This is a genomic window from Spirosoma migulaei (assembly GCF_054776855.1).
The window spans coordinates 23330-48372 of sequence record NZ_BAAHBG010000018.1 but is presented as its reverse complement, the minus strand read 5'-3'; the positions used below and the strand labels follow the sequence as shown (position 1 = coordinate 48372).

20 protein-coding genes are annotated in these 25043 nt (G+C 45.7%); 10 read left to right on the top strand and 10 right to left on the bottom strand.

Annotation, left to right across the window (positions count from 1 at the left end; translation table 11 throughout):
- Positions 1-22 precede the first annotated feature (22 nt).
- The 4 genes from ACYVGO_RS20090 (at position 23) to ACYVGO_RS20075 (ending at position 3593) form a co-directional block, all read left to right on the top strand.
- Positions 23-2251, top strand: coding sequence for a hypothetical protein (locus ACYVGO_RS20090; protein WP_460970774.1), 2229 nt, complete (start codon positions 23-25; stop codon positions 2249-2251).
- Positions 2252-2277: 26 nt separating this feature from the next.
- Positions 2278-2511 carry a hypothetical protein gene (locus ACYVGO_RS20085; RefSeq protein ID WP_460970773.1) on the top strand — a complete coding sequence of 78 codons (234 nt, stop codon included), beginning with the start codon at positions 2278-2280 and terminating at the stop codon, positions 2509-2511.
- Positions 2512-2966: 455 nt separating this feature from the next.
- On the top strand, positions 2967-3173 hold the full coding sequence (locus ACYVGO_RS20080; protein WP_460970772.1) for a helix-turn-helix domain-containing protein: 207 nt from the start codon (positions 2967-2969) through the stop codon (positions 3171-3173).
- Positions 3174-3314: 141 nt separating this feature from the next.
- The gene (locus ACYVGO_RS20075; RefSeq protein WP_460970771.1) at positions 3315-3593 is read left to right on the top strand and encodes a hypothetical protein; all 279 of its coding nucleotides are present in this window, start codon (positions 3315-3317) and stop codon (positions 3591-3593) included.
- 417 nt (positions 3594-4010) lie between these two features.
- Here ACYVGO_RS20075 and ACYVGO_RS20070 read toward each other — a convergent pair whose 3' ends face one another.
- The 4 genes from ACYVGO_RS20070 to ACYVGO_RS20055 all read right to left on the bottom strand — a co-directional run bounded on the left by ACYVGO_RS20070 (position 4011) and on the right by ACYVGO_RS20055 (position 8585).
- A complete protein-coding gene (locus tag ACYVGO_RS20070) occupies positions 4011-5855 on the bottom strand; it encodes a type IV secretory system conjugative DNA transfer family protein (RefSeq protein WP_460970770.1) in 1845 nt (614 codons plus the stop codon).
- Between the two features lie 46 nt (positions 5856-5901).
- A complete protein-coding gene (locus tag ACYVGO_RS20065) occupies positions 5902-6723 on the bottom strand; it encodes a DUF5712 family protein (protein ID WP_460970769.1) in 822 nt (273 codons plus the stop codon).
- Positions 6724-6743: 20 nt separating this feature from the next.
- A complete protein-coding gene (locus tag ACYVGO_RS20060) occupies positions 6744-7154 on the bottom strand; it encodes a BfmA/BtgA family mobilization protein (protein ID WP_460970768.1) in 411 nt (136 codons plus the stop codon).
- 222 nt (positions 7155-7376) lie between these two features.
- Positions 7377-8585 carry an aminotransferase class I/II-fold pyridoxal phosphate-dependent enzyme gene (locus ACYVGO_RS20055; protein ID WP_460970767.1) on the bottom strand — a complete coding sequence of 403 codons (1209 nt, stop codon included), beginning with the start codon at positions 8583-8585 and terminating at the stop codon, positions 7377-7379.
- 534 nt (positions 8586-9119) lie between these two features.
- Here ACYVGO_RS20055 and ACYVGO_RS20050 point away from each other — a divergent pair.
- Positions 9120-9671, top strand: coding sequence for a hypothetical protein (locus tag ACYVGO_RS20050; RefSeq protein WP_460970766.1), 552 nt, complete (start codon positions 9120-9122; stop codon positions 9669-9671).
- Between the two features lie 698 nt (positions 9672-10369).
- On the opposite strand, the gene ACYVGO_RS20045 is transcribed toward ACYVGO_RS20050, so the two are convergent.
- The 3 genes from ACYVGO_RS20045 to ACYVGO_RS20035 all read right to left on the bottom strand — a co-directional run bounded on the left by ACYVGO_RS20045 (position 10370) and on the right by ACYVGO_RS20035 (position 14338).
- Complete coding sequence (locus ACYVGO_RS20045) at positions 10370-13357, bottom strand: PAS domain-containing protein (protein ID WP_460970765.1); 2988 nt, start codon at positions 13355-13357, stop codon at positions 10370-10372.
- 176 nt (positions 13358-13533) lie between these two features.
- The gene (locus ACYVGO_RS20040) at positions 13534-13866 is read right to left on the bottom strand and encodes a hypothetical protein (RefSeq protein ID WP_460970764.1); all 333 of its coding nucleotides are present in this window, start codon (positions 13864-13866) and stop codon (positions 13534-13536) included.
- 199 nt (positions 13867-14065) lie between these two features.
- Entirely contained in the window at positions 14066-14338 is a 273-nt protein-coding gene (locus tag ACYVGO_RS20035; RefSeq protein WP_460970763.1) for a hypothetical protein, read from the bottom strand.
- A 238-nt stretch (positions 14339-14576) separates the two neighbouring features.
- Here ACYVGO_RS20035 and ACYVGO_RS20030 point away from each other — a divergent pair, with 238 nt between their 5' ends.
- Together ACYVGO_RS20030 and ACYVGO_RS20025 are read left to right on the top strand one after the other, a co-directional pair.
- Positions 14577-15017, top strand: coding sequence for a response regulator (locus tag ACYVGO_RS20030; protein WP_460970761.1), 441 nt, complete (start codon positions 14577-14579; stop codon positions 15015-15017).
- Between the two features lie 18 nt (positions 15018-15035).
- On the top strand, positions 15036-18758 hold the full coding sequence (locus tag ACYVGO_RS20025; protein WP_460970760.1) for a chemotaxis protein CheB: 3723 nt from the start codon (positions 15036-15038) through the stop codon (positions 18756-18758).
- 262 nt (positions 18759-19020) lie between these two features.
- Here the strand turns inward: ACYVGO_RS20025 and ACYVGO_RS20020 are convergent, their stop codons facing one another.
- The 3 genes from ACYVGO_RS20020 to ACYVGO_RS20010 form a co-directional block, all read right to left on the bottom strand.
- Complete coding sequence (locus ACYVGO_RS20020) at positions 19021-21405, bottom strand: ABC transporter permease (RefSeq protein ID WP_460970759.1); 2385 nt, start codon at positions 21403-21405, stop codon at positions 19021-19023.
- Positions 21406-21644: 239 nt separating this feature from the next.
- Positions 21645-21923, bottom strand: a complete 279-nt coding sequence (locus ACYVGO_RS20015) for a hypothetical protein (RefSeq protein ID WP_460970758.1) — start codon at positions 21921-21923, stop codon at positions 21645-21647.
- A gap of 192 nt (positions 21924-22115) precedes the next feature.
- Entirely contained in the window at positions 22116-23057 is a 942-nt protein-coding gene (locus ACYVGO_RS20010; RefSeq protein ID WP_460970757.1) for an NmrA/HSCARG family protein, read from the bottom strand.
- Positions 23058-23125: 68 nt separating this feature from the next.
- Here ACYVGO_RS20010 and ACYVGO_RS20005 point away from each other — a divergent pair, with 68 nt between their 5' ends.
- Genes ACYVGO_RS20005 through ACYVGO_RS19995 form a run of 3 tightly spaced genes read left to right on the top strand, consistent with a single transcriptional unit; the run spans position 23126 to position 24820 of the window.
- A complete protein-coding gene (locus tag ACYVGO_RS20005; protein WP_460970756.1) occupies positions 23126-23476 on the top strand; it encodes a winged helix-turn-helix transcriptional regulator in 351 nt (116 codons plus the stop codon).
- A 37-nt stretch (positions 23477-23513) separates the two neighbouring features.
- Positions 23514-23906 carry a hypothetical protein gene (locus ACYVGO_RS20000; protein ID WP_460970755.1) on the top strand — a complete coding sequence of 131 codons (393 nt, stop codon included), beginning with the start codon at positions 23514-23516 and terminating at the stop codon, positions 23904-23906.
- Positions 23903-24820 (top strand): IS3 family transposase, encoded by a 918-nt coding sequence (locus ACYVGO_RS19995; protein ID WP_460970754.1) that lies wholly within the window; start codon positions 23903-23905, stop codon positions 24818-24820. Before ACYVGO_RS20000 ends, ACYVGO_RS19995 begins: the two co-directional genes overlap by 4 nt.
- Positions 24821-25043 lie beyond the last annotated feature (223 nt).

Below are 25043 nucleotides of genomic sequence, written 5' to 3'. Positions count from 1 at the left end.
ATTAAACTTTAATGTTATTCTAATGGATAATTCGACTGACGAGTTACTTAATAACCTAAGCTGGCAAGAGTTAAAAGAAAAAAACAAAATAGAAGCTATACTAATTTTACAAGATATAAATAAAATTATATCTTCTGTTAACACTTTTAATTTATTGACTCAACTTACAAAGATGAGTTTTTATATTAGAGAAGATGAAGATGTATATGAGTATAGCATAGCTTATAATTTGAGAGAATTACCAATAATTCATTTACTATGTGGTCTTTCCTTGCAAATGTCCGAATGGGAAGTTAAGCCAGATATAAGTGCTGAAAATTTATTTACATTAATTAATAAATCGATCAGTTATTTACTCAAGGATAGTCCATATTTAAGTGTAACAGATGAAGAAGAAAAAAATAAATCATTTGTAATTCAAGGCCATAGGCAAACTATGAAGATGATACGTCCATTAAACCCAGAGCGTTATCATCACCAAACAGAAAGTTTTGTCAATTATATTGACAACCGAGTTTCAGATATGTTTATAAATAAATTCGGGCTATCTCCAAAGGATTTTTTAACAATTGGAAAGCTTATAAATGAATATACAATAAATAAAATTAATAATAATAGAAGGCTATCTCATATGAACTCTGTAGTAGTACAGTTTTTAAATAATCCCGAAGCTGATACTGATTTTACAAAAGTAATAATTTCAAAGAATGAGGAAGATTCACAAAAATATTTTGATTTTTATGTTAGATACTTAGATTCATTATATACATACAAAGATTTGCAATTTACCATTGATGAATTAATACAAGATGCCAGTTTCAAATACGTAGAAAGTGATAAAATTGAGAAATATTTAAATACATACAGTAGCAAACAAGGAGATCAATTAATTAATAGCGATGTTTTAATTGACAGTGTATTAATTTATAAACCTTTTATTAGCTGGAACAGAAAATACTTCTGTCCTGCTCCAACTGATGTAATATCGTCATTACCGGCTTTTTTTGAAAAGATTTTAGAAGATGAGAAATTAGCGAGTCCACCTACAAGAGTATGGGACCGTTACCAGAAAGCTAAAGCATATTTTGTAGAAGATAAAGCTGAGGAATATTTTTTGAGGATTTTTCCAAAAGCCTCTGTACACAAAAACGTAATATATAATTTTAATGGAAATATTGAAGAAATTGATTTGTTAATACCATATGATAATAAATTAATTATAGTTCAAGCTAAGTCAGGTTCTCTGAATTATGCTGCACGTAGGGGAGCAGAAAAATCATTTAAAAATGCCATTAAAAAACTTGTTGAAGATTCTTATTACCAAGGAGTAAGAGTGAGAGATTATATAGAGACCAATCCAGATACTAGTTTTAGATTGCAAATGAACAATGAGCTTGTTTTTCAATCTAATACTGAAATTCATAAATTAACAGATTACATTTTTATTAGTTTAACACTAGAATCGTTAGGTATTTTGTCAGCGAGAATAAAGGAGTTACGTTTTTTAGGGCTTTTTAAATCTAATGAATACCCTTTAGCAATGTCTATATATGATTTAGATACTATAACATCAATCTTACCTGCTTCGCCTTCAATACTACTACATTATATCAAACAAAGGATCAGTTCTCAAAATGAAGGCTTATTTGTTTTTCACGACGAATTAACGCCATTTGGATGGTATTTAGAGATGGGTTGCATAAAAAAGCCATCCGATCCAGAGTATGAAGATATTACTCATATTAGTATCGATACTGATTATTTAACAAAATTTGATGAGCACTATTTAAAAAAGGGTGATAAGCCTAAACTTATAGTTGAAGATGAATGGGTAAGTCTTATAATGCATATTGAAAAAATTGGAACTCCAGGATTTAGTGAAATAACAGAGCAGTTGTTAAATATTTCTTCTGAAATGCGTAAAAGATTGATTAAGCGCATACAAGAGACTTACAGTAAGAAATACAAAAAAGAAATTATCGGAATAACCTCCCTAGGTTCGACCTTAGAACCTTTGGGAGTAACCTTTGTAACCTATGATACAACTACTGCTACATTAAATCAAATACTGGAGACGTATAGCTTGTTAAGAAAATATCAAGCAAAGAAGCGGTATTGGATCGGACTGGCTAAACAGCAAAAGTCCAATGGTTCTTGGTGGGAAACCACTTGTGTTCAATACTATAATTTTCCTTGGGTTTTTGACATAAATTATAATAACGAGCCAAATACTTTTTCCAATAATAATTAATATCGCCAATTTTACTTTTCAATATTATGAACACTAGTGATCAACTTCAACTCGGTGTAAGTACTGTACTCAAAAATGTACAGAATGCAGTTGTGTCGGCTGAAGATTTTTCGGCTAGACAAATAAGTCATCTTATTGATGAATTAGGGCCACATCAGACGTTAACAGTGAAAAAGGCTCATTTGATCAATTTCCAAGATTTGGAACGTTTATGTGGACTTACTTCTGGTGGAAAAATCACCTTTGATTTTTGTATGTAGTCCTATTATTTTGACGACATATTATTTGCTCAAATAAGGATATGTATTAACCTTATTTCATGGGTTTATGTCAATAATTATTATTTCTTTTTTACTGAACATTGATACTTTGCAGTTTGGATATACTAAGGGGTAGCCGAAGACTGCGACTCGACCAGTTGGCCATAGATTTCCTTTGTGTTTAGCTCTAGCACGTCCTGAATCCGTATCCGGCCACGCTACGCTGGGCGTAACTACGCTCAATCATTTGACTTTGCGTCTGGACCGAATCTTGGCTGGTTTCGCCATGCGCTTAAGTACGGTCTTGGGTGGATTCATGTGGCCACGTCAATTATACCGTTTGCTCGAACCTAATGTATCTTCTACAAAATGAAAGGTATACAGTCTGGAACGTTCCATAATTCGTAATTTTACGAGAATAACATTGCCTTAATAGGTTGATTGTTAAATAAAAAATGGAAGACGTAAAACAGCGGGTTGGCCAAAGGATACGGGAGGCTCGAAAAGCGAAAGGGTTAACCCAAAAAGAATTAGCCGACAAGATTGGCTTATCGGTTGGCACTGTAAATCAATATGAAGTAGGTAAACAGAATCTTACAATAGAGACAATCCAAAAAGTTGCAGACACTCTGGGTGTTTCCTTTGACATTATTTTAGGTTAAATTTTTTTCATAAAAAATTATGGATATATCCATAATTTTTTCTATATTTATAGAGTCAAACGACAACAAAAAAGCCCCTAACGCTGACATCTTGGCGGAAGGAAGCGAAGGGGCGAATGTCACACTTAACTATCTAGTCAAATGCAACCGCTGCAAAATTACGCTGTTTCTGACTGCGTACCAAACCCCTATGAGCAAGTGGTTAGCTTGCCCCTGGTTTCTACTGGCAGTTTCTACGTCCAAATCGAGACCCTTCGCAATATTTACCTACTGGCCAAAAACCCCTGCATGGTAGCCAAACATGGCCGCTTACTGGCCGATGAGGTGCACACGCTTTCGCGCCAACTTGAAATTCTTATTGATGGGTTAGACCCTCTAATTAAAGAGGCTATAGCGTCCCATTTGGAAGAGGCTGAATAATGAAAAGTAAATCATTGGATAAGGTTGTTTCAGTAAGCAACCTTATCCGCCTTATTCGCCAGATGGATGAATATGAAAATTGGAAACGGGCAGTGTTTATACGGGACCGATTCACCTGTCAGCACTGCGGGGCCAGAAATGGGCGTAAGCGGGTTATAGAGGCTGACCATATTATAAGTATTACCTTGTTGGTCAAAGAAAACAGGGTGATTAGTATAGAGTCGGCGCGTTGTTGTAATGCTCTTTGGGACATAAACAATGGGCGAACACTTTGCCATTCATGCCATGAGAAAACGGAATCCTATCCGGGGCGCTTTGTTAAAGATATAAAAAGTTGAAAACTAGTTAGGCTAATATGATATATGGGTAGCCGTTAACACGGCTACCCATATATTAAAGCTGTGTCTATCAATTTAGTTAAGAAAAATGCTCCCAACCGTCGGGCTTTTCTGGACCTTCAGGCGGTTCTGGGCCCTCGGGTTGATCCGGTTTGCGGGGTTCAGTGGGGGAATCAGGTTTAGACGGTTTCATATTATCCCGTACAATTTGGCGAACATCCTCCTTAATTTGCCGAAAGTTGGCCCGTTTTTCGGCCTCGCTGACCGTCGTAAACGGCTCGATGGTTTTCGCTTTTGATTGGGGGGCCATAAACTGAGTGACAAACTCATTTGTACTTCCCTCAGCAATAAAGCCCGCGAACTGGCCCGTTTGGAGGTCTCGAATCGTTTGCATGGGTAAGCGGTCCCGTTGCTGAATGGAGGTGCTTACGTTTTGGCTACTGGAGGAACTTCGATCCCCCGAACTTCTGCCAGAGGATACACTTTGATATTCTACATCCTGTTTGCCAAACAGAGTTGTTACCCGTTGCAGGGTTTTAGGGTTGGTTGAGCGGCCATAAAACTGATTGGACAGGTTACCTAGTAACATCTCTGAATGCTGCGGCCCTAATTGGCCTTCCATTTGTGAGATGTCTTGTACGGCGTACACGGTGGCCACTTTACTAGACCGCGCGGTGGCGGGTAGCTCGTGGAAGTTCGGAATGAATAGGGTAGGGGCCTCATCCAAAATAATGATGCTAGGCAACCTGCCCGGTTTATTCATTCGCTTGGTAGCTGTTGCAATGATAAGAGAAATTAATGGGGAGTACGTAGTGGGTAAGTCGGCATCGTTGCCCACCACTAAAAAGCTTGGCTTCTCAGGATTGTTTAAATCTAAGGGTACTTCATCCCCGCTCATAACCCAAAAGATTTCAGGTGTGTTTAGCACGGCTAAATAACTTTGAACGGTTGTGAAAATGCTGGCCAGGGTCTTTTCTGATTCCTGGCTAGATGTAATAGCAGCGACCAATCCACGTACTTCCTCATCCGTGCTTAACAGTTCGAGCAAAGGCTTTGGTTGCGTTTCAATGATGAGGCTACTCGCGTGGGGTAGGGTGCAAAACTGAGGGTAATTATTGCGCAAAAACCAAAGACTACCGGTTAATAAGGCTTCGGCGGTCTGTAGCCAAATGTCCCGTTTTAAGCTTGATTTGTAATCCAGATTACTAAACGTTGTCAGGGCTGCTTCACGGGCGTAACTGGCATTGATAATGATTTTGGGACTAACGGGGTTAATCCGGTGGCTACGGGTCAAGTCCGTAAAATTCACGTAATAAGTGGTAACGCTACTGGCCGCATATGCACCTGCTACTTCCTCGGACAAGGTTGGGAATTTTCGATCATATAAAATACCCGTAAAGTTGGCGGCTGCGGACTGCTGGATAATGGGCTCAATAAGACTTTTGCTTTTGCCGGTGCCCGGACCTCCGCAAATAAAAATACCTCGGAAAATATTACGAAGCTCAATAATACCATCTACCGTCATAAACGAAAAGCGGGGCTGATCATCGGGTACCGGCTCAGGTTCTGCCTGCCAATGAAACAGGGGCTTACCGGTATGAATCCAATAGCCATATACACCGGTTACCACCAGGGTCATGTAAAACCAAGCTGTAAAGGTGGAACCCTTGCCCAAAAAGAATTTTAAGATAGGGGAAAGCATCATCCCGCAAAAAATCATCACAAGGGCCATTACCCCAAAACGCAACCACAGTTTATTCCAAAGTACATGGTTATTGAAATGGGTTTTCCGCGTGTAGAAAACCATGCGCAGGGCCAAATCAGGAATAAAATCAATTCCTAAGTGCCGCAGAAAACCCATCGCCATCATGATCAAATTTCCCGAGAGTATACCGATACCAATGGCATAAATTAATACAGTCATGTAGATACTAAATTATCGTTGAGAAGAAGCTACTAGATAAAGATTATTAGAGGGATAAGTCCTCTTTTTTTTGCTGCGGAATTTGTTCTTGTTCGGCTTTCTCGCTGCGTTGATTTGATCGCTCCGAGAGGAGGTAATTGGGTTGTTGTCTTAGGGCTTCTAAACGCATGGCTAGGCGTTCTTCCTGACTGCCTTTCTGCAAGGTGTTGGCATACTGAAACGTTTCGTTTAAGGGCCGCTCATAGCCAAACTGCCGGTCAAACTGTTGCTCCACTGCTTGCTTAAATTCGGTTCGGTCAAACCCGCCTTGCACGGCTCCCTGACTAGTCGCCCGGTGGTTGGTAGCGGGACTTAATTTTAGCGGGTGATTACGGTCAATTTCGCCAGCCTGTTTTTTTTGTTGATACCGGGTTAAATCCTCCGTTCGGCTTACGATGATATGCACGTGAGTTTGGGGTCCCTCCTTGGATTCACCCTCGATGCGTTGCTGTTGTTGCACAGCTTTATCAGTATGAGAGAAGGTTCGCGCTTGCTCGATCTTGGCGAACCAAACGAGGTCTGCACTCTTTATCCCCTTTCCAAACTGTGAAGCGTATTGGTCCATGGCTCCCCGAGTAAACGACTCCAATTGGTGACGGTTATTACCCAAGTGAGTTAGCTCTGATTGACTCGGACTCAAAATGACCTGATAGTATTTATCGTCCTGTTGCCCTAAGTGCTTCCGGTTCGCGTCAATGGTGGATACCACCTGCGATGCATCCATATTCCCCTTGTCGTGTGTGAACCAATTGCCCTCACCTTCTTTTTCTAAGTATTGTACTAATCCAATACAGCTCCCTTTGCCTCCGTTCGTAATCTTGGCTATCATCTTAGGAAAACATTAGTAGATTAGTTTGTCTTTTTCATCAACTCCTCATAGACGGCCCGAAATCGATCTGTCTGGAATTCGGGCTTAAATGCTCCGCCAATGGTGCGTATCTGCGACTGACGCAGCGTTTTGGGTAAGTCCTGACTGATGAGTTGAAGGAGTAATTTTATATCGTCGCTAATAGGGCGAAGCAGTTCGTTTTCCTGCTGGCGGATGAAGGAGACTAAGCGTTTATCCAAGGCTTTTATGGCGTCCGTTGGGTTGTCTGCTTTGGGGTCTCTGGGGTCCGCATGGGTCGCTTTGAAATAGAAAATCATGGCCTCTAACAGCCCTTTTTTTGACAGGCCGTAACTATCGGCCATCCGTTCAAACTCGGCAAACAAATCCGCCGAAATCAAAACCTGCTTGTCTTTCTCCTTACTTTTTTCCATAACATCAGTTATAAATTAGTTTTTGACAGTTGATAATCAGCAGTTTAGGTTAAAAACTCAGTTTCAAACTGAGTTTTTAATGCTACTAAATATACTTACCTGAGTTCTATGTATAAGATAAAGAATTGAATATCAGTATCTTATCAACAATACTGCGAGTCAAAAATGAGCTTGGTACTGTTCCCGCTCGCTCCTTAAATTAGGGAAAATTAGTAGCGGCTTTTACTGGTCTTCACTGTATTCCAGTTCGCTGTTCAGCGCATACGTTTGCTGTAGTTTAGCGAAGGCATCCAAGGTTTGGATGATGTCTTCCTCTTCATGCAAGGCCGTTACAATGAGCCGAAGAATCAGGGTCCCTTTTGGCACAACAGGGTACACTACCGGACTACAAAATACCCCGTAGGTATAGCGAAGCTCTCCCAGAAAGGCAGTAGCTGTTTCTTCCGAACAGGTCAGGTAAATCGGGGTTATGGGACTACAGGTATTGCCAATATCGTACCCCAGCGTTTTCAAGCCTTCCTGTAATAACCGAGTATTTTTCCAGAGCTTGTTTCGTCTCTCGGCACCCTCTTCTGCCAGCAACTTTAATTTGAAAAGCACACTGGCTACGGTTAGTAAGGGGAGGGTTCGACCAAATGTCTGCGACCGTAAATTGTACTTAAAGTAGTCGATAAACTCTTTACGAGCAGCCACAAATCCTCCCGTAGTGGCCAGTGATTTGGCAAAGGTGCTGATGTAAATATCGACTTGGGGCATCAGATTCCCTACTGATCCATGTTCACCAAAGCTCATAAACCCGTGGGCATCGTCTACTAGCAAGGTAAAATCATAGGTCTCTTTCAGCCTAAGAATATCCGCTACATTGGCTGTATCCCCTCGCATACTGAACACGCCATCGACTAAAACCAATACTTCACTACCGGGCTGTACTTTAGATAGGAGCCTTTCTAGTTGATGAATATCATTATGTTTATAGGAGAACTTTGGCCCCTGATGAAGCCTTACGCCATCAATTAAACTGGCGTGTACTTGTTGATCATAAATGACGGTATCATGCCGATCCACTAAGCTATCGACGACGGAAAAGATACCCTGGTAGCCGAAGTTGAGCAGCAAAACATCCTTGTCTAGTAGCTGGCTAATTTCGGCTTCTAACTGTTCGTGGTAGATGGTATTTCCGGTCAGGAGTCGTGACCCGGCGGGGTAGCCAGCACCATATTTTTTAACGATCTCGGTCTCCGTTTGTATGACCTTATCATCCGATTGCAGTCCTAGGTAATCGTTAAAACTCCAGACAATAACCTCCCGGCCTTTGAAGGTCATACGGCTCTTTAAGGGCCCTTCTAGGATAGGATAAATGTATTCGCTTTGATACTGGCCATACGCACTAAGGCCACGGTTTTTACCGGTTAACTTTTCTAGTAAACTCATAGAACGTTGAGATAAAAAGATGGCCCATTTTCAGGATGCACATCAGGCAATATGAACTAACTGACTTAAGATCAGCTTTGACAGTTTCTTGTTAAAAATCCAAAGCTTTTTCACATATTCTAAGTTACTAAAAGTTGATTAAACGGTAAATGAAAATAGAAAAATAAAAGTGTAAACTATAGATATAGTTATATTGAAATGACTTTTTGATTGAAGTCATTTATTCCATTTTACACAATTACTGCTTGGATAGGGGAGAGGGTGTACAGGGCCGCTTAAAATGATCGATGAGTTGCATACGCGTATATCTGAATGCTTTCAGAAGGGCATGGCCCTTCGGGCAAACATGAACTCAGAGGTGAAGAAACGCTATGAGAACATTACGCAATCGCGCAATGAAACGATTTTATACGGACCTAAAAAGTAGTGACCGTCGCACGGTTGGAAAGGGAAATGAAAGGATATTTTGCTTATATTGTTAGCCTTCTTTTAGGGGTAAGTCTCTGGTCCTGCGGTACTAAGGATTCACCGCCTGTGCCCCAGCTACCCGGTTACCTCCGAATACCAGCTACCTTGACCGGCTATGTTGGTTCGGGCCGTATTGCCATCAGCGGTGGACTAAACCTACTGGCTGAAGGTCCAGAGGCTCAGGATGCCTCGACAAAGACCTATACGGGTGTATCGGGCAAAATCGTTATCGGGGATATCACGGCCAATTTCACCGTTGGGCAGCCCAGGGCGTATAAGGAGACCTCGTTCGTTCCGGATGCATATAAATCCAGTGGCCAGCTTTTGACGATCCACGCTATTGAGCCAGGCACTTACCCAATGGGCTTTGAAACCAAGCCAACGCCTATCGGCGCGCAGGCGGATCTGATCCTGAACCTGCCCGGCCCTCAGCTGTACCAGGCGAGAAACGGTACTTTAACCATTGCCGAGTCGACACTCATCAAAACAGAGGGCGTTGATAAGCTCTACCGCATTCAGGGTACATTTCAAACCGCCCTGTTTGGCACAGGGGTTGGCCTTCCTTCGACCAAGGATTACGCCGTTACCGGCACATTTGATTTGCTGTTAGTCGAATAATACGGCCTTACCCAGACCTTTCTATGGTTCCTATATTTTTACAGAAACGCCGACCTGGTGGCCCCGTTGCCCGGTTACTTGTGACCCTATGTATTCTCGTGTTTGCTGTTGGCTTTTCGTTACTCCTTTCGCTGGTAGTCGTCGAACGCAGTTTCAGCCGGGATACTAAGTTGATCCTGATAACGATTGTTTTAGTTTTAACGATGCCAATACTTGGCCTTTTTGAACGACTTAGGCGATAGGGAAGATTTGTCTGAAGCTCTTTACAAGTTGGGCAATTGTACTGAACTTAGTAGTATCAGATACAGTATATTTCGTGCTATAATATGGGGTAATTTGTAAACTTGTTAATTTGTAAAATGATAAACAAGTTTACAAATTGATAAGTTTACAAAGATTTTACATTTTAGTATAATACTGGGTAGTTTTGGGGATAGGGGAAAAAATATTCATTTGCCTCAAACAATGCAAAAGGCCATTGCACAAATAGAGCCTTTAAAGAGAATGAGTCAAAGGTTAGTTACTAATTAAAAATAGCCTAGTGTTTCTAGCGATCTTCCCCATGAATCAACACGTGCCAGGCAGGTAAATACACGCAGCATGTAGCGTCTTTGCCTGGTTGACTATTCGCCATGATCGCTCCACCATGATTCGACACTATGCAATAACTAGTAACGGAATCCTTGGGACATAGCCACTCATACCGGTAAATAAATGCAGAAGGTAGACCCCTGCCCCGGTTGACTGCTTACCCCAATCGCGCCCCCATGATTCATAACGACTTTCTGCACAATGGCCAGCCCAATACCGGTGCCCGCAAACTCATGCTTCCCGTGGAGCCGTTGGAAGACCTGAAAAATTCGATCCGTATACTTCTCCTCAAAGCCAATACCATTGTCGGTGACCTCGATAGCCTGATAGGTAGCAGCTGCCTGGGCGGGCTGAATCGAAGCTGGCAGATTGTGAGCTGGCAGCGAGCTAAAACGAATCGTAATCTGGGGAGGAATCCGGCTTCCCGAAGCATCCGTTCGGCTAAACTTGATGGCATTGCTCAGGAGATTCTGAAAAAGTTGCTCCATTTGAGAGGCATCCCCCTGCACGACCGGTAGCGGATCGACCTGAAATTGGGCCCTGGTCTCCCCGATAACCACCGATAGGTTTTCCAGGACCTGCTCCACGATCCGGTTCAGGGGAACCGAGTCCGTAGCCGCCTGCCGGGTGGAGATTCGCGAAAAGGCCAGTAGATCTTTGATGAGCTGCGACATGCGGCTAGCTGCCGATTGCATCCTTTCCAGGTAAAGCGACTCCTCCCCGTCAGGAGACCCATAACGGGTCCGGAGTAAATCACCAAACTGCTGAATCTTGCGCAGGGGCTCCTGCAAGTCGTGGCTGGCAATGTAGGCGAACTGCTCCAGGTTCTGATTCGACCGGATGAGATGCCGATTGGCCTCTTCAAGGCCCCGATTGGCCTGAGCGATCTGGTTACTGGCGGTCAGGAGTCGCTCATTTTTGAGGGTTAATTCCGTATTGATGGCCGCCAGGGCGTCGTTTGCCACGGCCAATTCTTCGGTGCGTTGCTGGACCTGACTTTCCAACGCCTGTTGCATATGGCGTTCCAGCGTCACCTCCCGCGACGTTCCATCGACGCGCACGACCCGACCCGCGTCATCAAGGATGGGTTTGCCAACCGAGTGAATGATGTGACGTTGGCCCGTGCGTCGGTTGATAATCGTATGCTCATCGTCAATCAAATCCCCCTCAGGCCAGTCAACCTCCGCGTTTAACAGCCATTGGTGCCGCCCCTGATCTGCATCGGCAAAACGACCAATAATGGCCTCGATCCCTACAATGGGTTGCGCAAAACCATACCAGTCCAACATGCGCTGGGAGTAGGTCATTTGGCGGGTGCTGATCGAATAACTCCAGGTTCCCAGCTCAGCTATGTCAATGGCATTGCGCAGGCTGATTTGGGCAATTTCGATGGCCTGCCGGGATCGTACCACTTCTGTCACATCCGTAGCCACACTCAAAATGGCATATACTTGCCCCGCAGCCTCTACTAATGGGGTAAAGATTAAATTAAATAACTTATGGGGCATCGAGCCATCGGCCTGTGTAATGGCCACCGGTGCCCCGTAGCTCTGATAGGGCCTTCCAGAGGTAAACACCTCATCCAAAATGCGCAGATAGGACTGGCTTTCCAGCTCGGGCAATAAGTCCCGCAGCGGCCTGCCCGTCACGTGGGGACCACGGTCGATCAGATCGATGAAGTTCTGGCTGGGCATCTCCACGATCAGATCTCGCCCCACCAACAACACCAGCGCAGCCGGTACGTTCGCCACCACCGTACGCAGTTTGGCTTCGCTTTCCTCAATTTTATGGCGATTGCGTACTTTTTCGGTAACATCCACCGCCGTGGAGAGCACCCCGTAAATTTGACCAGCGGTGGTCCGCATCGGCTGGTAGGTAAAATCAAAGTACCGGGTAGTCTCCCCATCTTCCCGGGGGAGAATAACAGGTGCATCCGTAGCGGAATAGGCCTGCCCCGTCGCATACACTTCCGAAAGCAACCGGGAAAATGGCTGGTTCTTTAGCTGGGGGATGATCTCCAGCAGGGGCTTGCCCAGCACTGTGGCATCTTTCCCCCAGCTCCTCAATACCGGTTCATTGGCCCGGGCAACTCGCATCTCCGGCCCGGTCATCAGGATGGTTCGTATTGGGGATTGCTCGATCAGACTGCGGGATTGTAGTTCACTTTCGGCCAGTTGCTGCAACGCCCTGGCCTGCTCGGTCACGTCCTGCAGCGTGCCGTTAAAGCGATAAGGGAGCTGGTCCTCATTGAACCAGGCTCTTCCCTTTGCCCGGACGATGCGGACCTGCCGAGTCTGAGGATGGATCAGGGTATACGTACAATCGTAGTGTCCCCCCGAGGCATACTCCATGGCCCGCTGAATGGTCGTAGCCACCCGGTCCCGATCCGCTTCGTCCATCACGGCGATAGCCCAGCTCAGGGGGATTTCAGCGTTCGTGGACAGGCCAAACCAATCCTTCAGTCGATCGTTACCCGTAAATGCTCCCGTGACGGGGTTTAGCTCCCAGGTACCTAGCTCAGCCGAATCAATGGCGAAGGCGAACTGGTTTTTACTCTCTTCGAGCTGGTGGATGGTTTTAACCTTTTCGGTCGTCTCCATGCAAGTCACAAAGACGCCGTTGATCAGCCCCGTATCGCCATAGGCGGGACTGTAACTAAAGGTCCAGTAGATATCCTCCAAGTGCCCATTACGGTAGAAGGGCACCAGTTGATCCTCGAAGTACACCGGCTCCCCGGTCTGCATCACCTGGTCGATGAGGGGGCCAATAAACGTCCAGATCTCAGCCCAAAGTTGGGCGCCTCGTTTCCCCTGGGCGGGATGTTTGCCGTCGATGCCTAGGCTGGGTCGAAACGCATCGTTGTAAAAACAAATCAACTCCGGCCCCCAGAACAGGAGCATGGGAAAGGCCGAGTGCAGCACAATGCCCAGCGTGGTGCGCAGGCTGGTGGGCCATTGATCAGGCGTACCCAGGGGCGTTTGTGCCCAGTCGAAGGTGCGGGTCAATTCCCCCATTTCCCCGCCCCCCGCCAGAAACGGTAAATCGGAATATAGGCCAGGGACGTTTTCGGGTGGCGGAGATGATGGCTCGATCATGAAGATGTTGGGGTCAGGTAGGCGTGATCAGTGAATGCCAGGCTTACTTCGGTTAACCGTTCTCCCTTGGGAGCGCTTACCCGTATCCCTGGCGGAGCCAAGTTCCTGTTCATCCGCTCAGGGCCAAACCGTTTCTAAAGGAACGGCAAAGGTACCCATTCTGTTACCGTTTTTTTCTAGACAAGCGACTCCATTGATGGGTGGGGGCTACCCTTGATCCGGCATCCCTCAATCGGGTTATCCCATCTTTGAAAGGCAGAAAGTTGCTCCCGGCTTAAACCAGCTGTTTTAATCGCGTTGAGCCAGGCTTGTTTATCGGTATGCAGCAATCTCCTAATCAGTTGCAAGTTGCCCGCATCAACCAGTTGATCGAGTTTGACCCGTTCCTGATTATGACGTCGGCAGGTAACACACCAGGAAGCCCAGCCATAAAGCAGGGTAAAGGGTTTAGTCGAGGTTGGCAATTTTTTGATAACATCCTGGTTGTCAGGCAATACAAATTTGTCCACTACGTAGCCCGGCAATATGGCTTCTCGGTTTACAATTAGATTTATTTACTGGATTCGCCGTCGGGTGAATGCTGGATGGCAGGCGATAGGCTTGTTAGCAGCTCTTTGGGCAGGCTCACCCCGAGAATATCCGCATTAAATAGACCGAAAAAGTCAACCAAAGGGGAGTCTGGATGAGATCGGACGTAGGTATGCCCCGTTACAAATTTGGTTTCAGTATGTCTTGTAAACAGTCAATCGGTAATCCTTCGCGACAAGCTAAACCAAGTAGCCAACCCAGAAAATGCTTTTCCGTTGGAGTATGTATATCTCGTTGACTCCAGGCCTTTGTCAACGTGCGGGTAAGAATTTCTTCTGACTGTGAGTTTGGTAGATTAGCTAATAGAAGAATACCCCATAATTTAGGCGCATAGCCATCATAAAATGAGGTATAGGCGCGCCGATCGGGGGGCATTAATGCGATAGGAACCATTTAAGCTGCGGTTTATGGAGTAGCTTGGCCGACAGCTTAAAAGGCAGGAGCGGAAAAGTCGAGTCCAAATGGATACAACACTGCAACAGCATTTTAGCCTTATTGTTAGATCGAAAGCCGTTTTATCCTATCCTGCTTCAAAACTACTCATTCGCCCACAACGTATGGCAATATTAAATTGCCATACGTTGTAGTCGGATGAGTAGTTCGACAAGTAGTTTTAGCCTACCTTTCAAGAATGGATAAGATGCGCATTCTGCTTGCCGATGACGACGAAGACGATTGCCTGTTCTTTCAAGAGGCCCTAGGTGAGTTACCACTATCCATACAGCTCACTATCGTGCATGACGGTGAACAGCTGATGCAACTACTCACAAACAATCCTGAACACCTGCCCCATGTTCTTTTCCTCGATCTCAATATGCCCCGCAAAAGTGGATCTGAATGTTTGTTTGATATAAAACAGGATGAAAACTTAAAGCGGCTTCCCGTAGTTATATTATCCACCGCTTTCGATCAAGAGGTGGCCGAGCTGCTCTACAAAAACGGAGCGCAACACTGCATCCGCAAACCGGCTGATTTTTCACAACTCAAACAGGTCATTCAGCAGGCACTTACGCTACTCGCGCGAGACAATACCCCCCAACCGCCAACAGAACGCTTTGTTATTGAAGGGTGAATTCAAACCAATTTCACCATGCAAGCAAAGAAAAAAATTAAATCCACTAATTCATTTCCGGTGGTGGGTATCGGCGCTTCAGCAGGTGGATTGGCTGCCTTTAAAAAATTACTAAAAGCCATTCCCGAGCAGTCAGGCATGGCTTATGTACTGGTACAGCATTTAGCACCTACCCACGAAAGCCAGTTGCCCGAACTGCTACAAAAAGTCACCTCCATTCCGGTGTTGGAAATAACCGACGACATCAAGGTAGAGCCTGACCATATTTATATTTTACCCAGCAATAAAATGTTGGTGGCCAACGATGGTGTGCTACAATTAAGCCCCCGCATCCTAAAAAAAAATGAACTCAACCTGCCCATCGATCTTTTTTTTGAATCGCTGGCCGAGATTCATCAAAGTCACGCGATTGGGGTCGTCTTATCGGGTACAGGCAGCGATGGTACGCAGGGACTAAGAGCCAATAAAAAGAATGGTGGCATCACGATGGCACAGGATGCAGCCTCGGCAGGGTATGCTGGCATGCCCACTAGTGCAACCCAGGCGGGTATCGTTGACTTTATTCTTCCCCCTGAAGACATACCCCAAAAACTCTTGGATATAACCCGTATGCTCAGCGGAAAAGCTAGTGATCCCTCAAATCCAGCGGAGCCAAAAAAGGAGGTGTTTAACCAAATCCTTTCCTTACTACGCGTTCGCAAGGGAACTGATTTCACCTACTATAAACAAACGACGATCCGTAGGCGTATTCTGCGCCGAATGGCGATTAACAAACAGGAGGAACCGGCTATTTATCTGGCTTATTTACGAGATAATAAACTTGAGCAGGATGCTTTATATCAGGATCTGTTGATTCCCGTTACGTCATTTTTTCGTGACCCGCTCGTCTTTGACAATCTTTGTGAAACGGTATTTCCACTTATCGTAAAAAACAAAGCAGCCAGTGAACCGATACGGATATGGGTGGCGGGGTGCAGCACAGGCCAGGAAGCCTACTCGATGGCGATAGGCTTTCATGAATTGTTGGGTGATAGCCAAGAAAGCGTCCAAATTTTTGCCAGTGATTTAAGTGAGCCCGCCATTGCTAAAGCACGCACCGGTATGTACACAAAAAGCGAAGTAGCGGGCGTGTCGGCCAAACGCCTACAAACGTTTTTTTCAAAAACCAATGGCAATTACCAGATCAACAAACCCATACGGGATATGTGTGTGTTTGCTGCCCACAACTTTCTAAAAGACCCGCCTTTCGGCAAAATGGATTTAATCAGTTGCCGCAATGTGCTGATTTATTTGGAACCTTACCTGCAAAAAAAAGTATTTACGACCTTTCATTATTCGTTAAATCCAAAAGGCTATTTATTACTGGGCAAATCAGAGGATATTAGTCAGGTTCCTGACTTGTTTACACCAGCCGCCAGTAAGGGTAAATTATTCACCCGCAAAGATGGATCTGGCCAGTTTATTCATCTGGCCAGCCAACGCAGTGAAGTCAATCTAAGCCAGGCAAATTCGAGCAGTGAAAGCCTGCGCACCGACTTTCAAAAAATAGCCGACGACCTGATTCTCAGCCATTACACACCGGCCTGTGTAATCGTCAATGAGGCTATGGACATTGTGCAATTTCGCGGCATTACCAGCCTCTATTTAGAGCAAGCTGCGGGTAAACCCACTCATAATCTATTGCGGCTGGCTCGTAACGGGTTAGCGTTTGAGTTGCGTACTCTTTTGCACAAAGCCAAAAAAGAGCAAGCACCCGTTATCAAAGAAACTATTCCGTTGCCTATACATGGCCGCTTACATACGATTGCCATTGAAGCCGTACCGCTGTCCAATACCGTTGAGCCCTATTATCTAGTTCTTTTTTACGACACTGATGCAAGGGGTTATACCCCACCCGTGATTGATTTTATAAATCCAAAATCACAGGCAAAAAAAGACGACAAAGACCTGCGCATCTATCAGTTGGAGCAGGAGCTTATGCAGGCCCGAGAAGACATGCAGGCCATTACCCAGGATCAGGAGACTGTCAATGAAGAGTTGCAAAGCGCCAATGAAGAACTACTGAGTGGCAGCGAAGAGTTGCAAAGTTTGAACGAAGAATTAGAAACGGGCAAAGAAGAGCTACAGAGTAGCAATGAAGAGCTGACGGTTGTCAACCAGGAAATAACAGGGTTAAATCAACAGTTAACCGTCGCGCGGGATTATGCCGAAGGTATTGTGGCCACCGTGCGGGAGCCACTGCTGGTACTGGATAAGCATTTACGCGTGAAAACGGCCAATAGTGCTTATTATCAATCGTTTCAGGTCGATGTAGCCGATACAGAAGGCAAATTAATCTATGAATTAGGCAACAACGATTGGGATATTCCCGTCTTGAAAGAATTACTGGAAAATATTCTCCCTAAACAATCAACATTTGATGATTTTGAATTAACGCATACCTTTTATAAGGTTGGCGAGCGGATCATGCGGCTGAATGCGCGGGAAATAAAGGAAGGTAATTCTGAAAAATTAATTCTACTGGCGATTGAGAATATCACCGACCAAAAGAGAGCCGAAGAAGCCCAATTACAAATACAGGAACGCTATCAATTTATTACCAATACGATTCCCCAAAAAGTATGGGCGACTGATGAAGAGGGTAATTTAGATTTCTTCAATGACGTCTGGCTTAATTACACGGGACTTACGTTAGATGAACTAAAAGAATGGGGATGGAAAAAGATCATTCACCCTGATGATTGGAAAAACTATCAAAAACAATGGCAGCATTCGCTGGAAACGGGGACTCAATTTGAGTTGGAACACCGGTTATTAAATAAAGAAGGCGAATACCGTTGGCATTTAAGCCGAGGTTTAGCTTATAAAGGTAAAAACGGAAAACGGTCCATGTTATGGGTAGGTACCCATACGGAAATACAAGAACAGAAACAACAAAAAGAAGAATTAGAAAAAGCAGTCGTGGCGAGAACTTCTGAACTAAAGCAAGCGAACGAATCACTGGCCGAAAAAAACCAGACCCTTCAAAAAATGAATAAAGAGCTTGAGTCATTCACGTATGTATCAAGCCACGATTTACAGGAGCCCTTGCGAAAAATACAAACCCTGGCCAGTCGTATACTCGACAAAGAGCATGATCAATTAACCGATAATGGCAAGGATTATTTTGAGCGCATACAAAAAGCAGCCGCTCGCATGCAGCAGCTTATTCAGGATTTACTCGCCTTCTCCCGTCTGAGTACTGCCGAACGAAAATTTGAACACACGGACCTCAACCTACTCATTGAAGACATACGAAGCGAACTCGAAGAAACCATCCACGAAAAACAGGCCACCATCGATACGACTAAACTCGGCTTTGCCAACGTCAACCAGTTTCAGTTTCGCCAACTCCTGTCTAATCTGATCAGCAATGCGCTTAAATTTTCTAATCCTGCTAGATCACCTCACATCCATATAGAAAGCACCCTTATAAAGGGCCGCACCTTAACTAACGAAAAACTATCACCTAATGCTGATTATTGTCATATTACAGTTAAAGACAACGGCATTGGCTTTGCCTCTCAATACAGCGAAAAAATATTTGATTTATTCCAACGCCTGCACACCAAGCAAGAATATGCTGGCACCGGTATCGGCTTAGCCATTGTGAAAAAAATCGTTGAGAATCACAATGGCATTATTAGGGCGACCAGTGAACAAAATGAAGGAACCCAGTTTGATATGTATATTCGATCTTAGCCGCTAGTAGGATCAATGATAAACCCGCTTTTCATCGTTTATTAAATCATTCCCGGCTAGGGTTGCCACAACAGATGCTTTAATGGTGTTCGTCCAGCTATCTGAGCGTGAAAAATTCATTCCAGAGCGTGCTGAGTTAAATCCGATTAATGCGTCACATAAAGCCCTATTCTTGAAGCACATATAAATAAACGCTCATTCGTCTCACGCGGGAGCGTTTTTGGAGATTCTTAAGCAGGTAGTATGATGCTCACCACTTTACTCATTCCGTCCGCAGACTATCGGTTGGACTAGCTTGAGCAGCCCGGTAGGTTTTCAGCCCAATCGTCAAGCCACCTAGTATCAATAGCACACCCACACAAAGGCCAAACGTTTCCAGGCCGACGCTCACCCGATACGCAAAATTTTGCAGTAGGGCACTGCCGGCCAAATAACCCAACGGATAAGCTAGTAATAGGGCGGTCACCAGTAGTTTACCAAATTCCCAGGATAGCTTGGTCACCAGTTGCCCTACGGTCGCTCCCATGACCTTGCGAATACCTACTTCCTTGATGCGCCCTTGCAGATTATAGGTTACTATGCCCAATAAACCTAAGCTGGCAATCGAGAGCGAAAGGCCAATCAGCACGGCTAAAAAATCGGTAAACTGGCTGTTATCGTACTTACTGCTCAAATACGCATCGTACCATGTCCCCAGGAAGGGTTCATAGGGCAATTGCCGTTGCCAGATCCGTTTGGTTTGGGCTAACACCGCTTCTTCGGTTCCTTTCGTGATGGCCAGGCTGAGATAGCGAAATTGATCCGGTTGATACTGCATTAACAGGGGTTGGATGGGCTGAGCTAGAAACGAGAATCGAAAATTTTTCAACACGCCTGCCACCTGCACAGCCAGACTGTCATTCAACCAAAGCGTGTGCCCAATGGCTTGGGCCGGATTTCCCAAACGAAGTGCGCGAACGGCTTCTTCATTAATCAACACGAATCGAGACGCTACAAGGCCTGTCTGATGGGGAAAATTATGGCCCGCCAGCAGAGATAAGCCCATCGTCTTGACAAAATTGGAATCAATATCCACCACCACTACCCGGCTTGAGTCGCTACGGGTTCGCTCGACGCGCACCTGTCGGATCTGATTCAACTCGTTCAACAGGGCCGACGAAGCACTGACTTGTTCAACGCCTGCTACCTGACTCAGCGCCTGAATCAGCCCCGGCCGGGGTTGGGCATTGAGCGGAAGGGTTAACAGCTGCTCCCGCCGAAACCCGTAGTCAGCCGTGGTTACATAGTGAAACTGCCGGTACAAGGTTACCAGCAAGATCATGGCCACTAGCGAAACGATGAACTGAACGACAATCAAGACTTTTTGAAACGAGAGCCCCCGCATCAGACCCAGTCCAGAAAAGCTTCTCAGAACCTGCGCTGGCTGGAAACCGGACAAAATTTGGGCGGGTGCCCAGCCGGCCAGTGCCCCCGCTACCAGGACAAACCCGATCAAGAATAGCCATAATTGGGCATCCCAACGCTGACCCGAAATCAACCACAGCTGCACCGCCGGAAGTGGCCGGACCAGGGTGGCCATGCCATAGGCCAGTCCCACCGCCAGCAGGGCTACCATTACAGATTCGGCCATGAACTGGCTCATGAGCTGCCACCGCATGGCGCCTACCACCTTACGTAAGCCCACCTCCCTAGCCCGACCGATGGACCGAGCTACCGTTAAATTTACATAATTAAAACCGGCCAGTAGCAGTGTTATTAGGCCGATCAGGAATTCCACCCCTAATTCGGTATAGCTTTTCTCATTGACCATCCGCTCGCTCAACTGCTGAGTAGCGGGCGAGAGTTGGGTGAGTGGCTGCACCTGGAAGTGGTAGTCTGTCTTTTGACTAGCTGGTAAATTCACCCATGCCCGCTTGAGCAGAGACGGTAATGCCTGCTCAAGCTGATTCACTGGTGTGGCCGGTTTCAGTAAGACGTAGGTATAGGCTTGTTTGTAGTACTTCCATTGCTGGCGGTCACTGGGTTGGAAAGCCTGAGGAAAAGAGGCCAAAGAGAACAGGGCGTCAAATTTGAAATGGGAATTTAATGGGGGCTCGGTCAATACCCCCGTAATGGTCACTAAGCCCAGGGTCTTGTGCTGAATAACTTGGCCTATTGGATCAACACCCCCGAACAACCGATGGGCGGTTTTGGGTGTAATAACCGCTGTTAATGGCTCGACGGCGGGTCGGCCTTGTGCAAAGCGAAACCCGAAGAGCTTGAAAAAGCCCGGATCAACGGCCGCAGCCTCGATATTGAGTTGTTTATCGTTGCTTAGGAAACTACGGCCAGCGTTTAAGCGGGAAAGGGGAATATACCGAACGGCCTCTTCCAAGAAGGGGTAGTCCTGCTTCAGGGTTGGGGCCAGCGACAGAGGTGTGGTTGCGTAGGTGGTGAGGCCGGTGTTTGCATTGCTTACCTCGGTGATGATGCGGTAAATGCGCTCCTGCTTGGGATGAAAGTCATCATAGGAGAAGACCACTTTGATGTGAGCAATGGTCAGAAAGCAGACCATTAATCCCGAGGCAAAACCGAATATGTTGATGGCCGAAAACAGTTTGTGTTTCCACAACTGCCGTAGCGCGATCTTAACGTAATTCTGAAACATGTGGTTTGGGCGTATGATCTATGAGGGATTGCTCCTTGGCTAAGCTCAACTATCATACCAAGGCCATCAACATTGTTCTAGGGCATTGAGCAGGGTTAGCCATCCATACTAAGTACGGAATCGGACATGATTGTGTCCGAATTTGAAGACATAAACTTGTCTCTTTTTTCGCCCCAATATTGAAGCAGATACATGAATACGGATTCGTCTCAAATAAAAGTGTATTGTGCGAAACTAGGCTATCGGTTTCGAATGGAGATGATGTTGATCCATCGCCCATTTTTTCTTGTCCCGTCACGCTGATCCTCTTCAAAGCGAATCCACACGGGTGTATTTTCCTTATCAAAAGGGGCAAGTAGATCTGCCCTATATCGGACAGAGTCAACGGCAATAATCCAGCCACCACACCCTCCGCAAAATGTAAAGTCTTTGCCAAGAATAGTAGCTGGCTTCTCCTCAGGCTTTATTGATTGACAGCAGATTGTGCTGCCTAGAACAAGCAATAGCAAGTACCGCATAGTGTCAATTAAGTATGCGGTATAGACCCTGAATCTAGATTATCCGTTGGAATAATTCTTTTGAATAAGTAAGCTTCTAGTTACTAATGACAAGCATTTTAGAGCAGATATATAAATGCGGCTTCATCTCAAGTAGGAGCGTTTATGTAAGACAGTGATCTTTTAATATCTGTCTTACATAAACACCTTAGCTTAGGCTAAACCCGCAAATCGGGCTTGCAGGAATGATTTATGGCGCTCTAGAAAGGCTTTCAACGATTCGGGTTGAATACCGTAGTCAGCAGCCTCATGGGGGTCAATTTTATAGCCTTCCACGTTCTGCCAGATATAGGGCTCGATTCCCCAGTTAAACAAACCGCTTGAAATCGCTTCCTCCTCGGTGAGACTGGTGGCTTCAAAACGTTTGCCGGTCACGGCGGACAGCGCTTCAGCCACCTCGGCCATCGTGAGTTTATCCGCCACCAGCGACAGTTCTTTATGGTTGAATTTCTCCGGCTGAGTAAAGGCTTCTGCGGCAAAACGGCCAATATCCTCCCCCGTTAACCAATCGACTTTGGTATCCGGTGCAATGGGCGTATTCAGCTTGCCTTGGGCCATCATGGGGAACATAACGGCATCCCGGGGGGGGAGCAAGTTCTCCATTAAATACGGAGGCTTTAGGATGGTCCAGTATGGAAAGCCCGCGGCTTTAACGGCCTCAATAGCCGCAGTTTTTTCCTGCCAATATAAGGGCTCCCAGCGGCCTTTGTCCCAGTCGACAAAGTGTGCTTGCTCCCCAGCCCGCGCCACCGAGGTATGCACGAACTGCTGCACGCCAGCCGCCTTGGCAGCCGAAACTAAATGGGTAGCATGCCGGGTTTCCTCCCCCTTGTTGCCTGGGTGGCTACCCATTTGCACGGAGAAGACACCGGTCACCCCTTGTGCCGCCTTGGTCAATCCTTCCAGGTCTTCAAACGTGGTTTCGACCAGCTCGACATTTTTGGCCGCTAAAACCTGAGAAGCTTCGCTGTTCTTATCGCGCACAATCGCTCTGATGGCGAAATTACCTTTCGCTACTAAGGCCGTAACGACGGCTCCTCCCTGGAGGCCGGCGGCACCCGCGACTAGGATGATTGGTTTCTGAATCGGATTCATATTCGTCGGTAAAACTTTCTGTAAATTTACGCCGAGCTGGTTTACAAAAGATGCCAGTTACCTAAAGGATGCCAGATATACAGCCGGACAAAGCCGCCGTTGCGCAGCAAATACGCCATCTTCAGGATACTCTGTACGTAGTAAACGGGAAGTGGAAACTTCCCATCTTGGTGGCTGTTCACCAGGGCAACAGCCGCTTCCGCGACATCCAGCGGAGCGTGCCGGGGATCACCACCAAAGTCTTATCCACCGAACTCAAGGCCTTGGAACAGAACAAGCTAGTGGTGCGCAAGGTGTATGACACCTCGCCCCCCACCGTGGAGTACACGACTTCCTCATATTGCGATACCTTGCAGACCATGATTTTGGAAATGATTGCCTGGGGTAAAAATCACCATGATCGACTTCGGGAAGAGTAAGGCGTATGCTACTGGAATTAGTAGTCGCTAAACCAGTATGAATACGTATCTCGATGACTTAGTAGCACATAGGAAAAAGAAAACTCGACTCTTTAAATGGAAAGTGGTCGAAGCTTATCGCGCTGAACGAGTCCAGGCTTCCGAATTAGAAGAAAAACTGGGCATCTCTCGGACGGAATTACGCCGTCTTAACCGCTGGTACTACCGGTGCCGCTTACTTCCCCTTTTACACCCTAAAAACCGCCGTAAGTATATGAAACGGGACGCGGATTATGTCAAAATGCTGGAGCGTAAACTGGCTGAGATGGAAAAAGAGAATCAGTTTTTACGTTTACAAACCGAGGCTTATCAAACGGTTATCCAAATCGCTGAAGAGCAGTTTCATATCCCTATCGTAAAAAAGCCTGGCGCCAAGCGGCCGAAAAATTGACTCGTCGCTACCCCTTAGTGGGTATGGAGTTGATTTGTCGACTGTTTGGCCGGGTGCGTCAAGCCTGGTATGCGGCTACCAGGCGAGCGGAAAGAACGAATTTCCAGACTGATGCTATCTTGCAGGAGGTCAGACGAATACGACGTGAAGTACCGGGGATGGGTACGCACAAATTGCATAATGAGTTGAAGCAGTTTCTAACTCGCCATCGCATTAAGTTAGGTCGAGATCGATTGCACTTGCTCTTGAAAGAACACGGCATGCTGGCCAAGAAAAAAGCCAGCAAAGTGGTGACGACTGAGTCCAACCACCCGCATTACAAATATCCTAATAAGGCGAAAGACGTTAAGCCTGTTCGAATTAATGAGCTGTGGGTCAGTGATTTGACATATATTCCCGTTGGAGTCAACTATGCTTACTTGTATGTTATTATGGATGCATTTTCTCGTAAGATTGTAGGCTGGTCCTTGCAAAAGACGATGCATGCCCAAGGAGCACTCAATGCCTTGAAAATGGCTTTATCTGCTCGCAAAGACATCAGTCAGCCACTGATTCACCACTCAGACCGGGGCGTGCAGTACTGTTCGTGGGCATATGTGCAGCGGTTACGTCAAGCCAACGCTACCATCAGTATGACTGAGTCAGGTGACCCAAACGAAAATGCAATGGCCGAGCGGGTGCTTCGCTCGCTGAAAGATGATTGTAAGTTGGCTCGTGGGTTTACTTCTTTTTCATCAGCCGAGGAAGCAGTGTCCAGAGCGATCAATGCTTATAACACAGTTCGTCCCCATGCATCGTTGAATTACTTGACTCCGCATCAGATGCATCAACGTAAGCGAAAGCCCAAGCTTCGCTGGTACCCTTATAAAAAAGTGAGGTACGGAAATGTACAATACGATGGCTTATTTCGCTGATTTTAATATCTGTCCAACTCAATCAGTAGCATACGAATAAATCTAATTAAATAAAAATTTTAATAAGCTGATATAAAGCACTTTAATTTATAAAACGTAGAATTTTCTATTGAAAAAACAGTGCTAGTCAACTTGTAAATTAGTTAACTAATTGAATGGTTTACAAATCTACAAGTTAACTAATTTACAAGTTGACTAGGCATTCAGACTTTATCTAAAAATT

Coding starts and splice junctions, on each gene's coding strand:
- ACYVGO_RS20090 (WP_460970774.1), top strand. CDS start 23: ATGGATAATTCGACTGACGAGTTACTTAATAACCTAAGCTGGCAAGAG.
- ACYVGO_RS20085 (WP_460970773.1), top strand. CDS start 2,278: ATGAACACTAGTGATCAACTTCAACTCGGTGTAAGTACTGTACTCAAA.
- ACYVGO_RS20080 (WP_460970772.1), top strand. CDS start 2,967: ATGGAAGACGTAAAACAGCGGGTTGGCCAAAGGATACGGGAGGCTCGA.
- ACYVGO_RS20075 (WP_460970771.1), top strand. CDS start 3,315: ATGCAACCGCTGCAAAATTACGCTGTTTCTGACTGCGTACCAAACCCC.
- ACYVGO_RS20070 (WP_460970770.1), bottom strand. CDS start 5,855: ATGACTGTATTAATTTATGCCATTGGTATCGGTATACTCTCGGGAAAT.
- ACYVGO_RS20065 (WP_460970769.1), bottom strand. CDS start 6,723: ATGATAGCCAAGATTACGAACGGAGGCAAAGGGAGCTGTATTGGATTA.
- ACYVGO_RS20060 (WP_460970768.1), bottom strand. CDS start 7,154: ATGGAAAAAAGTAAGGAGAAAGACAAGCAGGTTTTGATTTCGGCGGAT.
- ACYVGO_RS20055 (WP_460970767.1), bottom strand. CDS start 8,585: ATGAGTTTACTAGAAAAGTTAACCGGTAAAAACCGTGGCCTTAGTGCG.
- ACYVGO_RS20045 (WP_460970765.1), bottom strand. CDS start 13,357: ATGATCGAGCCATCATCTCCGCCACCCGAAAACGTCCCTGGCCTATAT.
- ACYVGO_RS20035 (WP_460970763.1), bottom strand. CDS start 14,338: ATGGTTCCTATCGCATTAATGCCCCCCGATCGGCGCGCCTATACCTCA.
- ACYVGO_RS20030 (WP_460970761.1), top strand. CDS start 14,577: ATGGATAAGATGCGCATTCTGCTTGCCGATGACGACGAAGACGATTGC.
- ACYVGO_RS20025 (WP_460970760.1), top strand. CDS start 15,036: ATGCAAGCAAAGAAAAAAATTAAATCCACTAATTCATTTCCGGTGGTG.
- ACYVGO_RS20020 (WP_460970759.1), bottom strand. CDS start 21,405: ATGTTTCAGAATTACGTTAAGATCGCGCTACGGCAGTTGTGGAAACAC.
- ACYVGO_RS20015 (WP_460970758.1), bottom strand. CDS start 21,923: ATGCGGTACTTGCTATTGCTTGTTCTAGGCAGCACAATCTGCTGTCAA.
- ACYVGO_RS20010 (WP_460970757.1), bottom strand. CDS start 23,057: ATGAATCCGATTCAGAAACCAATCATCCTAGTCGCGGGTGCCGCCGGC.
- ACYVGO_RS20005 (WP_460970756.1), top strand. CDS start 23,126: ATGCCAGATATACAGCCGGACAAAGCCGCCGTTGCGCAGCAAATACGC.
- ACYVGO_RS20000 (WP_460970755.1), top strand. CDS start 23,514: ATGAATACGTATCTCGATGACTTAGTAGCACATAGGAAAAAGAAAACT.